At 69.3% G+C, this 15,321-nt stretch carries 13 protein-coding genes; 5 read left to right on the top strand and 8 right to left on the bottom strand.

Annotated features, from left to right (window positions below; translation table 11 throughout):
• Positions 1 to 42 precede the first annotated feature (42 nt).
• Entirely contained in the window at positions 43 to 663 is a 621-nt protein-coding gene (gene ctaE, locus ACZ69Q_RS20440) for an aa3-type cytochrome oxidase subunit III (RefSeq protein ID WP_471043625.1), read from the bottom strand.
• Between the two features lie 145 nt (positions 664 to 808).
• On the opposite strand from ctaE, the gene ACZ69Q_RS20435 reads away from it, so the two are divergent.
• On the top strand, positions 809 to 1,210 hold the full coding sequence (locus ACZ69Q_RS20435; RefSeq protein ID WP_471043622.1) for a response regulator: 402 nt from the start codon (positions 809 to 811) through the stop codon (positions 1,208 to 1,210).
• 123 nt (positions 1,211 to 1,333) lie between these two features.
• On the opposite strand, the gene ACZ69Q_RS20430 is transcribed toward ACZ69Q_RS20435, so the two are convergent.
• From ACZ69Q_RS20430 to ctaC, 4 genes are all read right to left on the bottom strand, one after another.
• Complete coding sequence (locus ACZ69Q_RS20430; protein ID WP_471043619.1) at positions 1,334 to 2,596, bottom strand: L,D-transpeptidase; 1,263 nt, start codon at positions 2,594 to 2,596, stop codon at positions 1,334 to 1,336.
• A gap of 130 nt (positions 2,597 to 2,726) precedes the next feature.
• Entirely contained in the window at positions 2,727 to 3,125 is a 399-nt protein-coding gene (locus tag ACZ69Q_RS20425; RefSeq protein WP_330353765.1) for a cytochrome c oxidase subunit 4, read from the bottom strand.
• Positions 3,122 to 4,858: an aa3-type cytochrome oxidase subunit I gene (gene ctaD / locus ACZ69Q_RS20420; RefSeq protein WP_471043617.1), complete on the bottom strand. Its 1,737-nt coding sequence runs from the start codon at positions 4,856 to 4,858 to the stop codon at positions 3,122 to 3,124. Before ctaD ends, ACZ69Q_RS20425 begins: the two co-directional genes overlap by 4 nt.
• Positions 4,855 to 5,820 (bottom strand): aa3-type cytochrome oxidase subunit II, encoded by a 966-nt coding sequence (gene ctaC, locus ACZ69Q_RS20415; RefSeq protein ID WP_471043615.1) that lies wholly within the window; start codon positions 5,818 to 5,820, stop codon positions 4,855 to 4,857. The genes ctaD and ctaC overlap by 4 nt, the downstream gene beginning before the upstream one ends.
• Before the next feature lie 265 nt (positions 5,821 to 6,085).
• On the opposite strand from ctaC, the gene ACZ69Q_RS20410 reads away from it, so the two are divergent.
• Positions 6,086 to 7,462 (top strand): aminotransferase class V-fold PLP-dependent enzyme, encoded by a 1,377-nt coding sequence (locus ACZ69Q_RS20410; RefSeq protein ID WP_471043612.1) that lies wholly within the window; start codon positions 6,086 to 6,088, stop codon positions 7,460 to 7,462.
• 80 nt (positions 7,463 to 7,542) lie between these two features.
• On the opposite strand, the gene ACZ69Q_RS20405 is transcribed toward ACZ69Q_RS20410, so the two are convergent.
• Positions 7,543 to 8,517: a carbohydrate kinase family protein gene (locus ACZ69Q_RS20405; protein ID WP_471043610.1), complete on the bottom strand. Its 975-nt coding sequence runs from the start codon at positions 8,515 to 8,517 to the stop codon at positions 7,543 to 7,545.
• 131 nt (positions 8,518 to 8,648) lie between these two features.
• On the opposite strand from ACZ69Q_RS20405, the gene ACZ69Q_RS20400 reads away from it, so the two are divergent.
• Complete coding sequence (locus ACZ69Q_RS20400) at positions 8,649 to 8,858, top strand: hypothetical protein (protein ID WP_471043607.1); 210 nt, start codon at positions 8,649 to 8,651, stop codon at positions 8,856 to 8,858.
• 180 nt (positions 8,859 to 9,038) lie between these two features.
• On the top strand, positions 9,039 to 11,006 hold the full coding sequence (locus tag ACZ69Q_RS20395) for a hypothetical protein (RefSeq protein ID WP_471043604.1): 1,968 nt from the start codon (positions 9,039 to 9,041) through the stop codon (positions 11,004 to 11,006).
• Between the two features lie 92 nt (positions 11,007 to 11,098).
• Here the strand turns inward: ACZ69Q_RS20395 and ACZ69Q_RS20390 are convergent, their stop codons facing one another.
• A complete protein-coding gene (locus ACZ69Q_RS20390; RefSeq protein ID WP_471043602.1) occupies positions 11,099 to 11,455 on the bottom strand; it encodes an iron-sulfur cluster assembly accessory protein in 357 nt (118 codons plus the stop codon).
• A 327-nt stretch (positions 11,456 to 11,782) separates the two neighbouring features.
• On the opposite strand from ACZ69Q_RS20390, the gene nadA reads away from it, so the two are divergent.
• On the top strand, positions 11,783 to 12,967 hold the full coding sequence (gene nadA / locus ACZ69Q_RS20385) for a quinolinate synthase NadA (RefSeq protein ID WP_471043599.1): 1,185 nt from the start codon (positions 11,783 to 11,785) through the stop codon (positions 12,965 to 12,967).
• Between the two features lie 21 nt (positions 12,968 to 12,988).
• Here nadA and ACZ69Q_RS20380 read toward each other — a convergent pair whose 3' ends face one another.
• Positions 12,989 to 15,247, bottom strand: a complete 2,259-nt coding sequence (locus tag ACZ69Q_RS20380) for a protein kinase domain-containing protein (RefSeq protein ID WP_471043596.1) — start codon at positions 15,245 to 15,247, stop codon at positions 12,989 to 12,991.
• Positions 15,248 to 15,321: the final 74 nt, after the last annotated feature.

The raw sequence follows: 15,321 nt of genomic DNA, 5'->3' as shown, positions 1-15,321 counted from the left end.
TCTGTTAGGTGCGTTGTGGAACGCGCGCGGGATCGGGCCCGACTACTTGATCATGTAGATCGTGGCGAAGAGGCCGATCCAGACGACATCGACGAAGTGCCAGTAGTAGGACACGACGATCGCGGCGGTCGCCTGTTCGTGCGTGAACCTCCGGGCCGCATAGGTGCGGCCGAGGACCAGCAGGAAGGCGATGAGACCGCCCGTCACATGCAGTCCGTGGAAGCCGGTGGTCAGGTAGAAGACCGAGCCGTACGGGCCGGACGAGAGCGAGATGCCCTCGTGCTTGACCAGCTCGGTGTACTCGTACACCTGACCGCCGATGAAGATCGCACCCATGATGAAGGTGACGATGAACCAGCCCCGGAGCTTCTTGACGTCACCGCGCTCGGCGGCGAAGACGCCGAGCTGGCAGGTGAGGGAGGAGAGCACCAGGATCGTGGTGTTCGTCGCCGAGAACGGGAAGTTCAAGGCCTCGGCCTGTGATTCCCAGTACTCGGGTCCCGTCACCGATCGCAGGGTGAAGTACATCGCGAAGAGGGCCGCGAAGAACATCAGCTCGGAACTCAGCCAGATGATGGTTCCGACGCTGGTGAGGTTCGGCCGGTTGACCGACGGGTGCGCGTGCCCGGTTTCTACTGTCGTTGCTGTCGCCACGACCGACATTATGTCGGTCGCTTATCCCGCCCTCACTCCGGGGGGTGCCGTTCGGAGTGTCTTGGCCGTTCGTACCGGTGTTGACGTGGTGTTCAAGGGAGTAGCATCCGCCGCATCGGGTCTTTCCGTACGACACTGACGTCTCGGAGGAAGCATGCAGCCGACCGCCACGGTGCTGGTCTACAGCGACGACTCCAACACCCGCGAGCAGGTGCGGCTGGCGACCGGGCGACGGCCCGCACCGGACGTCCCTGTGGTGGAGTTCGTGGAGTGCGCGACCCCCGCAGCAGTCGTCACGGAGCTGGACAAGGGCGGGATCGACGTCTGCGTCCTGGACGGCGAGGCCGTGCCGATGGGCGGCATGGGGGTCTGCCGGCAGATCAAGGACGAGGTCTTCAACTGCCCGCCGGTGCTGCTGCTCATCGGGCGGCCCCAGGATGCCTGGCTGGCCACGTGGAGCAGGGCCGAGGCGGCTGTGACGCTGCCTGTGGAGCCCGTGGAGTTCGCGGAGGCGTTGGCGGCCCTGCTGCGCACGAAGAGGCTGCAGAGCGCCTAGGAGCTCGGTTCAGCAGGTGATCGGGCGGCTGCGGGCCGTGGGGGCTGTTCGCGCCCACGTGGCGGAGCCACATATCGACACAGCCCCGTGCCCCGGCCGGGTCGGCTCCGCCGCCCGGTCTGCTCAGACGCTCTGTGGCCGCAGCCGTGCGCGTTCCGCGGGGCTCGGGCCGTCAGGAGTTCCGGCCACCAGGGCGCTGCCGCCCCGCCATTTCTTCCAGTCCAGGTTCCAGTCGCCGAAGCCGTTGCCGAACGGTTCCATCGTGTTGCCGTACGAGTTGACGACCTTGACGATGTCGCCCTCGCGGACGTTGTCGAAGAACCACTCGGCGTTGGCGGTGCTCATGCCGGTGCAGCCGTGGCTGACGTTGGCGTAGCCCTGGGAGCCGACCGACCAGGGCGCGGCGTGGACGTATTCGCCGCTCCAGGTCACGCGGGTGGCGTAGTAGACGGGTAGGTCGTACGACTCCGAGGAACCCTCCGCTATGCCGATGCTCGTGCCGCGCATCCGTACGAAGTACTCCTTGCCCAGGATCACCTTGACACCGTTGCGGGTCTCGAAGCCGGGCTTGCCCGTCGTGACGGGCATGGACCTCACCTCCTCGCCGTTGCGGTAGAGGGTCAACTGGTGGGTGGAGGCGTCCGTGACGGCGATGACCTGGTCGCCGATGGTGACCTTCAGGGGCTTGACCTTGCCGCCCCAGAGGCGGTCGCTGATCTTGATCCCCTCCAGGTCGCTGCGGGCCTGGACGGTGGCGCCGGCGGGCCAGTACTCCTTGGGCCGGTAGTGGAGCTCCTTGTCGTCCACCCAGTGCCAGTTGCCGTCCACCGCGGGGACGGAGTCGACCCGCAGGGCCCGCTCGACTATCGCCCGCTGGTTCTTGTCCTTGACGGGCCGGCTGAGTTCGGCGGTTATGGGCTGGCCGACGCCGTACTTGCCCGCCTTGGGCCCGAACTTCACCGTCAGGTGCTTCTTGCTGGTCGGCTTGCTGGTGTCGAAGGTGAGGACCTTGCGGCCGGGGGCGCCGTCCTCGTCCTCGGTGCTCACGCGGACCGTGTAGCGGGCGTTGGCGGCCAGCGGGGAGGTGCTGTGCCACCTGGTGCCGTCGGCGGAGAGTTCGCCCGTCACATAGCGCCCTGCGGCGTCCCTGGCGGTGACGTCGGTGATCCGCCCGTCGGAGTCCTCCGCGGTGATCTCCAGGGGCTTGTCGGGATCGGCCTTCTCGCCGTCGCCCGAGGGACCGTTGAAGGCGATCTGGTCGGCCGCGTCGTACGGCTCCGCGGACAGCGGATTGCCGTCGCTGCTGCACGCGGCGGCGCTCGCGCCGAGCGCTATCAGCAGGAGCGTGCAGCCTATGACGGTGCTCTTGCTCGGTGTTTTGCTCATGGCTTCACGCTAGGAAGCAGTGTCAACGGCGGCGCGCCGGGCGACTCGTACGGGTGACACCGATTGCGGCAAAAGAAGGAACCCGGACCCTCCTGACGGAGTGTCCGGGTTCCTTTGAGCTCAGCTCGTGCTACTGGGTGCGGTTCTCACCGCGGTAGTACTCGAAGACCCAGCCCCAGAGACCGACGAGGATCAGCGGGGCCGAGAAGTACAGCAGCCACCAGCCGACCGCGATCCCCAGGAAGGCGAGCGCGCCGCCGATTCCGAGGGAGAGCGGCTGCCAGCTATGCGGGCTGAAGAACCCGACCTCGCCGGCGTCGTCCGCGACGTCCGCTTCCTTGTTGTCCTGTGCGCCCGCGTCGACCCGCCGGGCGGTGAAGCCCAGGTAGAAGCCGATCATGATGCACAGACCGAAGGCCAGGAAGAGGGCCGTGGTACCGGCCGGCTCCTTCGACCAAACGCCATAGACAACCGCCATGGCGAGGACGAAGACGCTCAGCCACATGAACATCCTGCCCTGGATCTTCACTTGCCGGCCTCCTTGCCACCAGCCAGAGCCTTCTCACCGTGAGGCGCGTTCTCGAGCTGGTCGAGAGCGGCGATCTCAGGGTGATGCAGGTCGAACGCCGGGGATTCGGAACGGATCCGCGGCAGAGTGAGGAAGTTGTGTCGCGGCGGCGGGCAGGACGTGGCCCACTCCAGCGAGCGGCCGTAGCCCCACGGGTCGTCGACCTCGACCTTCTTGCCGTACTTGGCGGTCTTCCACACGTTGTAGAAGAACGGCAGCAGCGACGCGCCGAGCACGAACGAGCTGATCGTCGAGATCGTGTTCAGGGCGGTGAAGCCGTCGGCCGCGAGGTAGTCGGCGTAACGACGCGGCATGCCCTCGGCGCCCAGCCAGTGCTGGACCAGGAAGGTGCCGTGGAAGCCGACGAACAGCGTCCAGAAGGTCATCTTGCCGAGCCGTTCGTCGAGCATCTTGCCCGTGAACTTCGGCCACCAGAAGTGGAAGCCGGAGAACATCGCGAACACGACGGTGCCGAAGACGACGTAGTGGAAGTGCGCCACCACGAAGTACGAGTCGGACACGTGGAAGTCCATCGGCGGCGAGGCCAGGATGACACCCGTCAGACCACCGAAGGTGAAGGTGATGAGGAAGCCGACCGCCCAGAGCATCGGTGTCTCGAAGGACAACGAGCCCTTCCACATCGTTCCGATCCAGTTGAAGAACTTCACGCCCGTTGGTACGGCGATGAGGAACGTCATGAAGGAGAAGAACGGCAGGAGTACACCGCCGGTGACGTACATGTGGTGGGCCCACACCGTCACGGACAGACCCGCGATGGCGATGGTCGCCGCGATCAGACCCATGTAGCCGAACATCGGCTTGCGGGAGAAGACCGGGATGACCTCACTGATGATGCCGAAGAACGGCAACGCGATGATGTACACCTCTGGATGCCCGAAGAACCAGAACAGGTGTTGCCATAGCAACGCTCCGCCGTTCGCGGCATCGAAGACATGGGCGCCGAACTTGCGGTCCGCCTCCAGCGCGAAGAGCGCCGCCGCGAGGACGGGGAAGGCGAGCAGGACCAGCACCGCGGTCAGCAGCACGTTCCACACGAAGATCGGCATGCGGAACATCGTCATGCCCGGCGCACGCATGCAGATGATGGTGGTGATGAAGTTGACCGAGCCGAGGATGGTGCCGAAGCCGGAGAAGGCAAGGCCCATGATCCACAGGTCGGCGCCGATGCCCGGCGAGCGGACCGCGTCCGACAGCGGGCTGTAGGCGAACCAGCCGAAGTCGGCCGCGCCGTCCGGGGTGAGGAAGCCGCCCACCGCGATGAGCGAGCCGAACAGGTACAGCCAGTAGGCGAACATGTTCAGCCGGGGGAAGGCCACGTCCGGTGCGCCGATCTGCAGCGGCATGATCCAGTTCGTGAAGCCGGCGAACAGCGGCGTCGCGAACATCAGCAGCATGATCGTGCCGTGCATCGTGAACGCCTGGTTGAACTGCTCGTTCGACATGATCTGAAGACCGGGCCGGGCGAGCTCGGCGCGCATGAGCAGCGCCATCACGCCGCCGATCACGAAGAACGCGAACGACGTGACGAGGTACAGCGTTCCGATCGTCTTGTGGTCGGTGGTGGTGAGCCACTTGACCACGACGTTGCCGGGTTGCCTGCGCCGGACCGGCAGCTCGTTCTCGTACGAGTCCTCAGCCGCCGCGGCACCCTGGGGTTCGTTGAGGATGCTCACAGGTTGTTCGTCTCCCGGTTCTTCTCGTGGCTCGTCTGCGCGATGCCGGCGGGAACGTAACCGGTCTGCCCCTTCTTGGCGAGGTCCTTGAGGTGCTGCTCGTAGCGCTCGGGGGAGACGACCTTCACGTTGAACAGCATCCGGGAGTGGTCGACGCCGCACAGCTCGGCGCACTTGCCCAGGAAGGTGCCCTCACGGTTGGGGGTCACCTCGAAGGCGTTGGTGTGGCCCGGGATGACGTCCTGCTTCATCAGGAACGGCACCACCCAGAAGGAGTGGATGACGTCACGAGAGGTGAGGACGAAGCGGACCTTCTTGCCCTCCGGCAGCCACAGGGTGGGGCCCGGGTTGCCCGTCTGGGGGTTGCGGGTGCCGGGCGTGCCGCAGTCGTACACGCCGCCGGCGTTCGCCGGGAAGTCCTCCTTGAACCGGTCCGGGATCGCGGCCAGTTCCTTGGACGTCTTGGCGTCGCCGGTGGAGCCCTCCACGTCGGCGATCATGTTGAAGCACCAGCTCCACTGGAAGCCGACGACGTTGACGGTGACGTCGGGCTTGTCCTTGAGGCTGAGGAGCTTCGACTCGTCGCGGGCCGTGAAGTAGAACAGGACCGAGACGATGATGAGCGGGACCACCGTGTACAGCGCCTCGATCGGCATGTTGTACCGGGTCTGCGGAGGTACCTCGACCTTGGTGCGGCTGCGCCGGTGGAACATGGCGCTCCACAGGATCAGACCCCACACCAGCACGCCGACGGCGAGCGCAGCCGCCCAGGAACCCTGCCACAGGGAGAGGATCCGCGGAGCCTCTTCCGTGGTCGGGGTGGGCATACCAAGGCGGGGGAAGTCTTCCCAGTTGTACGAGCAACCGGTGGCTGTCGCCAGGACCAGGCCCGCGGTCATTGCCTGCAGCAGCTTCCGCCGCATCGGGCGCCGCGGCGAGCGGTCGGAGCCGTTGGGACTCACGTAGCGCCTTCCCGAGAGTCTCGCCCGCGCGGATCGGCTGCGGCCTGGCCTTCTCGCTGGTCGGTCGCCGCCCTGCGTCGGGCAGGGGTTTGGATGTTTATGCGGACCAAACCCTAGCCGACGCCCTCCGGGGGTTCGCGGGGAGGGGTGCCTATGGGGTGGGGTGGTTCGCTGGTTTGGCGGCTGCGGGCTGTTTGTGGCTGGTCGCGCAGTTCCCCGCGCCCCTAAAAGGACGTTGCCGTGGCCGGACGTCTAGCGTTGCTGTGTGGCCTACTTCGACGCTGCTTCCAGTGCTCCTCTGCATCCCGTTGCCCGGCAGGCTCTTCAGGCCTCCCTTGATGAAGGGTGGGCCGATCCGGCACGTCTGTATCGAGAAGGGCGGCGGGCGCGCCTGCTGCTGGACGCGGCTCGGGAGGCTACCGCCGAGGCCGTGGGGTGCAGAGCCGATGAGTTGGTGTTCACCTCATCGGGGACGCGGGCCGTCCACTCGGGTGTCGCCGGGGTGTTGGCCGGGCGGCGGCGGGTCGGGCGTCACCTGATCGTGTCCGCCGTCGAACACTCCTCTGTGCTCCATGCGGCTGACGCGCACGAGGCCGACGGGGGTTCGGTCACTCAGGTGGCGGTGGGCCGGGGCGGCGCAGTGGACGTGGGGGCGTACGCGGACGCCCTGCGTCCGGACACCGCGCTCGCCTGCCTCCAGTCGGCCAACCACGAGGTGGGCACCGAGCAGCCGGTGGCCGAGGTGGCCGCCGTGTGCCGGGAGGCGGGCGTGCCGTTGCTGGTGGACGCGGCGCAGTCACTCGGGTGGGGGCGTGTCGAGGGCGACTGGTCGGTGGTGACCGGGAGTGCCCACAAGTGGGGCGGTCCCTCGGGGGTCGGGCTGCTCGTCGTACGCAAAGGGGTGCGGTTCGCCGCGCAAGGGCCTGCGGACGAGCGGGAGTCGGGGCGGGCGGCCGGGTTCGAGAACATCCCGGCGATCGTCGCCGCGGCGGCCTCGCTGCGGGCGGTGCGGGCGGAGGCGGCCCAAGAGGCGGTACGGCTGCGGGAGCTGACGGAGCGGATCCGGGCCCGGGTGCCGGAGCTGGTGCCGGATGTGGAGGTGGTCGGCGATCCGGCGCGGCGGCTGCCCGGGATCGTCACCTTCTCCTGTCTCTATGTCGACGGGGAGGCTTTGCTGCACGAGCTGGACCGTGCCGGGTTCTCGGTCTCGTCCGGTTCGTCCTGTACGAGCAGCACGCTGACGCCCAGCCATGTACTGAAGGCGATGGGGGTGCTGAGCGAGGGGAACGTGCGGGTGTCCTTGCCGCCGGGGACGCCGGAGGAGGACGTCGAGCGGTTCCTTCAGGTGCTGCCGGGGGCGGTGGCCGGGGTGCGGGAGAAGCTGGGGGCGCCGGTCACCGAGACGACCGTGCGGGACGACGTCCTGGTCGTCGACTCCCTGGGCAAGCTGTGCCCGCTTCCCGTCATCGAGCTCGCCAAGGTCATCGGCGACGTGCCGGTCGGCGGCCTGGTCCGCGTCCTCGCCGACGACGAGGCGGCCCGCCTCGACATCCCGGCGTGGTGCGAGATGCGGGGGCAGGAGTACGTGGGCGAGGAGCCGGCGGAGCGGGGGACGGCGTACGTCGTGCGCCGGGTGAGCTGAACGCCCCTCCAGGGGCGCGGGGAACTGCGCGAACAGCCCCCACGCGCCCGCAGCCGACGGCGAACCCGCCGAGGCGGACCTCAGGTCAGGTGAGCCCGGACCTCTTCGCCGGCGTCGTGCCCGTACGCCTTGGTGAACCGGTCCATGAAGTGCGCCCGCCGAAGCTGGTACTCCTGTGTGCCCACCGTCTCGATGACGAGCGTCGCCAGCATGCAGCCGACCTGCGCGGCACGCTCCAGGGACACACCCCACGCCAGTCCGGACAGGAAACCGGCGCGGAAGGCGTCGCCGACGCCCGTGGGGTCGGCCTTGCGCTCCTCCTCGGCGCAGCCGACCTCGATCGGGTCGTGGCCGGCCCGCTCGATGCGCACGCCCCGCGAGCCGAGGGTGGTGACCCGGTGGCCGACCCTGGACAGGATCTCCTCGTCCGACCAGCCGGTCTTGGACTCGATGAGCCCCTTCTCGTACTCGTTGGAGAAGAGGTAGGTGGCGCCGTCCAGCAGTATCCGGATCTCGTCGCCGTTCATCCGGGCGATCTGCTGGGAGAAGTCGGCGGCGAAGGGGATCGATCGGGAGCGGCACTCCTCGGTGTGGCGGAGCATGCCCTCGGGGTCGTCGGCGCCGATGAGGACCAGGTCGAGGCCGCCCACGCGGTCCGCGACGGTCTTCAGCTCGATCAGCCGGGCCTCGCTCATCGCGCCCGTGTAGAAGGAGCCGATCTGGTTGTGGTCGGCGTCGGTGGTGCAGACGAAGCGGGCGGTGTGCAGGGTCTCTGAGATTCGGACCGAACCGGTGTCGACGCCGTGCCGGTCGAGCCAGGCCCGGTACTCGTCGAAGTCGGAGCCCGCGGCCCCGACCAGGATCGGCTTCGTGCCGAGCTGACCCATGCCGAAGGCGATGTTCGCGCCTACGCCGCCTCGGCGTACGTCAAGGTTGTCGACCAGGAACGAGAGCGAGACCGTGTGCAACTGGTCCGCTACGAACTGGTCGGCGAAGCGGCCGGGGAAGGTCATGAGGTGGTCGGTGGCGATGGAGCCGGTGACTGCGATGCGCACGGCGTGGAGTCTCCTGCGGGGAGGTTTGATTGACATTCCACGCTACCGTTCGTGACCGGCGCGCAGAAGCGGCCAAAACTACCTGATAGTAGATCTTTCTTCGCGGGCTCTGGCGTGCATACGGTGCGGCTATGACGAAATTCGAGGTCCGCGCCCCTGTCCCGGCCGACCTGGAGGCCGACCTGGCGTCACTGCTGGGTGACTGTGCGCGGATGGCTCCGCACTGGGCCGTTCCCGACCGTGTCCTTTCCCGTCCGGTCTCCCCTTCACGCATCCACGGGGTGACCGTGCCGTCGAAGTCGGCGCGACTGCTGGACGCGATGTCCGACTACGGGGACTGACCGGGAGGCCGATCGAACTCCGGCGGCTCGATCGGCGCCTTTCGGGGAACCGTGCGCTCCCCCGCTGCGTCCCATCGGCGTCCCCCGTAAAGGGGATGCGGGATACGACCCGGCAGACCGGCCTTTTGACAGGGTCGGGTCAGGGTCATGGGACATGTGCGCAGCCGAAGGAGCGATGCGGTGAACACCGAGCGACCCGACAACGACGACGCGGGCGCCTCCGGCAAGGACGCGGAGGAGGCACGGGCGGAGCAGGCCGCTGCCGGTGCCGACGAGCTCGCCGCGCGGAGCGGGACGGCAGGCGAGGCTGCCGACGGCGGGGCCGAAGGGGCCGACCGGGCCGACGAGGCTGCCTCCGTTGGGGCCGAAGGGGCCGACCGGGTCGACGAGGCTGCCGACGTTGGGGCCGAGGGGGCCGACCGGGCCGACGAGACCGCCGCCGAGGACGAGGGGGCGTCGCGTGACGCGGGCGCCTCGGGCGAGGGGGCTGCTTCAGGTCAGGAGTCCCCTTCCGGCCAGAAGAGTGACCCGGACGAGGTGAGCGCCTCGCAGGACGCCGAAGGTGCCGCATCCGCGCCCGACGCTCCCGTCCCGCCCGCCGCCGAGGTGCACGGCGACGCCACCCCCGGCCACGAGCCGGACGACCTGCACGGCGGTGCCCGTCGCCGCTCCCCCGCGATCATCGCCTCCGTCGCCGCGGCCGTACTGCTCGTCGGGGGCGGTGGGGCATATCTCGCCGCGAACGCGTCCGGCGGGTCGGACGGCGGTACGTCGTCCGGGGCGTCCGGCGGTGACACTCCCCCGCCGCTGCACCTCGACGGCTACACCGAGGGCGGCGGGAACGGCACCGGCGGCATCGCGCCCGGCGAGCCCAATCCTTACGGCGCCACCTACAAGGCCGACGGCGATCTGCCGGACGGGCCCGGGTCGGCGGCGGTGTACCGGGCCGGCGGTGAGGTCGGCGCGGACGAGGTGGCCCGACTGGCCGAGGCGCTCGGGGTGGACGGGACGCCGGTGGCGCAGGGGCAGACCTGGAAGGTGGGCGCGTCGGACGGGGCCGGGCCCAGCCTTCAGGTGAACAAGCAGGCACCGGGGACCTGGACCTTCTACCGGTACGCGCCCGGCACGGACGACTGCCAGAGCACCACCGTCTGCGCGAAGGGCCCGGCCGGCGGGACCGGCGATCCGGTGAGCGAGGACGTCGCGAAGAAGGCCGCCGCGCCGGTCCTCAAGGCGGTCGGTCAGGATGACGCGAAGCTCGACGCGGGCCAGGTCATGGGCGCCCAGCGGGTGGTGAACGCCGATCCCGTGGTCGGCGGCCTGCCCACGTACGGCTGGACGACCGGGGTGACCGTGAACGCCCAGGGCGAAGTGGTCGGCGGAAGCGGCCAGTTGAAGGCGCCGGTGAAGGGGGACACGTACCCCGTGCTGAGCGCCGAGAAGACGCTCGGGCTGATGAACGCGGCGCCGAAGGCCGACCACCGCATGGGCATCGGCGGCTGCGCCAGCCCCGTACCGCTGAAGGACCGTATGGAAGCGCCCTGCGGTGCCGAGGCGTCGATGTCGGCGTCCGGGTCGACGGGTGCGCCCCCGGAGCAGGACACCATCACCGTGGAGAAGGCGGTGTTCGGGCTGGCCTCGCACTACGTGGACACCCGGCAGGCGCTGGTGCCGTCGTGGCTGTTCGAGGTGCGGACGCAGGGCGCGCAGGACAGCTTCACGGTGACGTACCCGGCGATCGACCCGGAGTTCCTGGCCTCGTCCACGCCTTCGCAGGAGCCGTCCGGGCAGCCGAGCCCTCGGCCGTCCGGGCCGAAGGACGACTCGACGGCTTCGCCGGTCACCCGGAACGTGGGTGTGGACGGCTACACGGCCGACGGCTCGGAGCTGACCGTCGCCTTCACCGGCGGCGTGTGCGCCGACTACAAGGTGACCGCGAGCGAGAACGGCGACGAGGTGACGGTCCGTGTGACGGAGACCTCACAGCCGGACGAGGTCTGCATCCTGATCGCCAAGGTGTTCCACAAGACCGTGCAACTGGACAAGCCGCTCGGGGACCGGAAGGTCGTGGGCACGGACGGCCAGGCGGTCCCGCTGGAGAAGCCCGGGACACTCCCGGACGCACCGCAGACGTCCGGGGCCCGGTAGGGGCCCGCGGACAAGGAAAGGCGGCGGCCCCGTCGGAGGGGGTCGCCGCCTTTTCGCGTCGTCCGGCCGGGATCGGCCGAACGCTCGCTTGGTTAGCTGAAGGAGTCGCCGCAGGCGCAGGAGCCCGTCGCGTTCGGGTTGTCGATCGTGAAGCCCTGCTTCTCGATGGTGTCGACGAAGTCGATGGACGCGCCGCCCAGGTACGGAGCGCTCATGCGGTCGGTGACGACCTTGACCCCGCCGAAGTCCTTGACGACGTCCCCGTCGAGCGAACGCTCGTCGAAGAAGAGCTGGTAGCGCAGGCCCGAGCAGCCACCGGGCTGAACGGCCACACGCAGCGCGAGGTCCTCACGGCCTTCCTGGTCGAGCAGGGCCTTCACCTTGGCCGCGGCGGCGTCGCTCAGAAGGATGCCGTCGGTGGCGGTGCTGGTCTCGTCCGATACGGACATCTACATCTCTCCCGGGTTGTACGGAGACTGCTTGCCGACCATTGCAACCGGCGGGTCGGCGGATTCATTCCGGGCCGGATGCTTGTCTTTCGGTCCTCCTTCATGCTCGCACACGGCACGCGAAGCGGAAAACGCCTCATTCGGGAATGCGCGAGCCGCCCACCGGGATTCACGTCACATCGACACGATGGCCATCGTCAAACTGACGTGAACCGGTTATGATAGATAGCGTCAATCCGACGAGAAGTCGTTGAAGGTGTCCCGCTTGACCCGCCGGGTCCGGATCCTCCGGTCCCGGCGAGCCGCAGAACAGAAAGGGTGCGTGTCGTGACCACCGCCCAGACCCAGGAGCTCGACGTACAGCCGACGCCCCTCGCCCTGCTGCTCCTCGGCCGTGAGGCCGACCCGAGGAGCGAGCGCGGCGTCGAGTGCCCCGGCGACCTGCCCTCGCCGTCCGACCCGGACCTGGTCGAGCGTGCCCGAGCCGCCAAGGAGAAGCTCGGCAGCAAGGTCTTCGTGCTCGGCCACCACTACCAGCGCGACGAGGTCATCCAGTTCGCCGACGTGACCGGTGACTCGTTCAAGCTGGCCCGGGACGCGGCAGCGCGCCCGGAGGCCGAGTACATCGTGTTCTGCGGCGTGCACTTCATGGCGGAGTCCGCCGACATCCTGACCTCCGACGACCAGAAGGTCGTCCTGCCCGATCTCGCCGCCGGCTGCTCGATGGCCGACATGGCGACGGCCGAGCAGGTCGCCGAGTGCTGGGACGTGCTGACCGAGGCCGGGATAGCCGAGCAGGTCGTGCCGGTGTCGTACATGAACTCGTCCGCGGACATCAAGGCGTTCACGGGCAAGCACGGCGGCACGATCTGCACCTCCTCCAACGCCAAGCGCGCCCTGGACTGGGCCTTCGAGCAGGGCGAGAAGGTGCTCTTCCTGCCGGACCAGCACCTCGGCCGCAACACCGCGGTCCGCGACATGGGCATGTCGCTCGAGGACTGCGTCGTCTACAACCCGCACAAGCCGAACGGCGGGCTCACGGCCGACGAGCTGCGCGCCGCGAAGATGATCCTGTGGCGCGGCCACTGCTCGGTGCACGGCCGCTTCAGCCTGGAGTCGGTGAACGACGTGCGCGAGCGCATCCCGGGCGTGAACGTCCTGGTGCACCCCGAGTGCAAGCACGAGGTCGTCGCCGCCGCCGACTACGTCGGGTCGACCGAGTACATCATCAAGGCCCTGGAGGCCGCCCCGGCCGGCTCCAAGTGGGCCATCGGCACGGAGCTGAACCTGGTCCGCCGGCTGGCGAACCGTTTCGCGCCCGAGGGCAAGGAGATCGTCTTCCTCGACAAGACGGTCTGCTTCTGCTCGACCATGAACCGCATCGACCTGCCGCACCTGGTCTGGACCCTTGAGTCGCTGGCCGAGGGCAACCTGGTCAACCGGATCGAGGTCGACAAGGAGACCGAGGCGTTCGCGAAGCTGGCGCTGGAGCGGATGCTGGCGCTGCCGTAGGCATCGGCGCCGACCCGGTACTCACCCCGACACGGGTTTCCGGTCGGGGTGGGCCGGGTCGAGGGTGAAGACGTCGCCGTCCCGGGTGGCGACAATCAGGGCACCCTTGTGGAGCAGCACCTCGGACGCCGACCAGCCCTGGCTGATCACCCGCTGGGTGCGCGGCAGGGTCTCCCACAGCAGTGTGCCCTTCCGCGTGTCGAGGGCGGCGACCCGGCCGCTGGCGGTGGACATGTAGACCGCGTGGGCGCGGGGGTCGTATGCGACGCTGCTCGGCTTCTCCAGGCTCGTCCGGGTCTGCCACAGCCGCTCACCCGTCCGGGCCGACACGGCGGTGACCTGGCCGGAGGACCTGGCGAACCACAGGGTGCCGTCCGACAGGGTCGCGTTGCCCTCGAACTCCTCGGCCAGTTCCGTCGTGCTGCCCTGACCGGTGACCGGGTCCACCAGCCGGATCCGGGAGAACGGCCCCTCCTCGTCGCCGGGGACGTTCCCGTTCTCGTCCTCGGCCGGGTCGAGGAAGAGCAGACGGCCGTCGTACATCCCGGCGAGGGTTCCGCGGTTGGGCACCGTCAGGCGTCGCGTCGAGCCGTCGGCTCGGTCCAGCCCCAGAAGCAGCATGTCGTCGGAGGGCGTCATGTCCGGGGCGCACTGCAGGAGGAGGTCCTCGCCGGTGTTCGCCGACCGGCAGTACTGCCCCTTGGGCAGTGGTGCCGTCCAGAGCTCGGCGCCGGTGCGCGGCGAGCGGGCGGTCACCGAACGGCCGCCGTCGTCCGGGACGATCACGAGATCACCGGAGAAATGCGCGCGGACCGCGTCGACGTTCACCGTGCGATGCCAGAGCCGCTTTCCGGTCCCCGGGTCGAGGGCGGCGACCGAGACCACGACGTCGTCGCCGAAGTCGGGGCTGTACGTCTGCTCGACCAGCATCGCGTCCTGCGCGACGCCGAGGACCGAGAAGGTGTACGACCCCTTGCCCTTGCCGGGCGGAAACACGTCGGCGCGCCAGACGGTCTTTCCGGTGAGCCCGTCGACGCGCATGGGCAGGACCCCGTCACCCGCACAGTAGACGGCGCCCTTGTACATCTCGCACCTGGGGCCGAAGCCCTGCGAGCCGGCCTCGGCGACTCCGCGCCCCTTCTTCACGCCCTGCGCGGCGGTGGCGTACACCGTCGTCTGCCAGGGCTTCCAGCCTGCGGGCAGCGCCGGCCACCGGGAGGGCGCGGACGCGCCGGGATTCGCCCGCGCCGGGCCGCCGTCGTCCGTCTGTCCGGGCCCGAGCAGCAGGTATCCGGTGAGGCCCAGGGCGAGAGCGCCGACCGTGCCGGCCGTGGCCCACAGCGGGCGGACCCGGCTGCGGCGCCGAACTGGGGCCTCGGTGTCGGGACGGGGGCCCGCGGCGGGCCGGGTCCGGACCACGGCGACCTCGTCCGAGCGCAGCGTCACGGTGGGCTCGTCGTCCGCACCCGTCTCCGGCAGCGCGGCCACGAACTCTCGTGCCAGTTCGTCCAGTTCGGGCCGGTCCGCGGGTTTCTTGGCGAGGCAGCGCGCCAGGATCGCGTGGAGCGGCTGCGGCACGCCGTCCAGGACGGGGGCGTCGTGCACCACCTGGTACGCCGTCAGGTAAGGGCTGTCCGCGTCGAAGGGGCCGCGGCCCGTGATCGTGTAGACGAGCAGGGCGCCCACGGAGAAGACGTCGGAGGCGGGGCCCACCGAGCGGGCGTCGGTGAGCTGTTCCGGGGACATGAAGGGCGGGGTGCCGATCATCTGGCCGGTCTCGGTCAGGGTGTTGTGGTTCTCCGCCGCACGGGAGATACCGAAGTCGATGACGCGGGGGCCGTCCTCGGCCATCAGGACGTTGGCGGGTTTGAGGTCCCGGTGGACCACCCCCGCGCGGTGGATGTCCCGCAGCGCCTCCACCAGCCCGAGGGCCAGCCGCCGAAGTTCGGTTCCCTTCAGCGGGCCCCCGTCGCGGATCAGGGCGGAGAGCGCGGGGCCCGGCACGTACTGGGTGGCCATCCAGGGCCGTACCGCCTCCGGGTCGGCGTCCAGCACCGGGGCGGTGAAGGCGCCGCTGACCTTGCGGACGGCCTCGATCTCCTGCCGGAAGCGGGCGCGGAAGACCGCGTCCTCGGCGTACTGGGCGTGCACCACCTTGACGGCGACCTCACGCCCCGAGCGGGACCTGCCCCGGTAGACGACCCCCATGCCCCCGGATCCGAGCCTGCCGACCAGCTTGTACCCGCCGACCGACTTCGGGTCGTCCTTGTTCAGCGGCACGCCCGGTACCCCTCCCCCGTGATGCAGTCCGAGGCTCAGGATACGTAACGCGCAAACGTTGATGGCCGGGTCCC

Source organism: Streptomyces sp. NPDC036764 (assembly GCF_055609385.1).
Note: the sequence above shows the minus strand (reverse complement) of the source record. Positions and strands in the feature narration are given on the sequence as shown.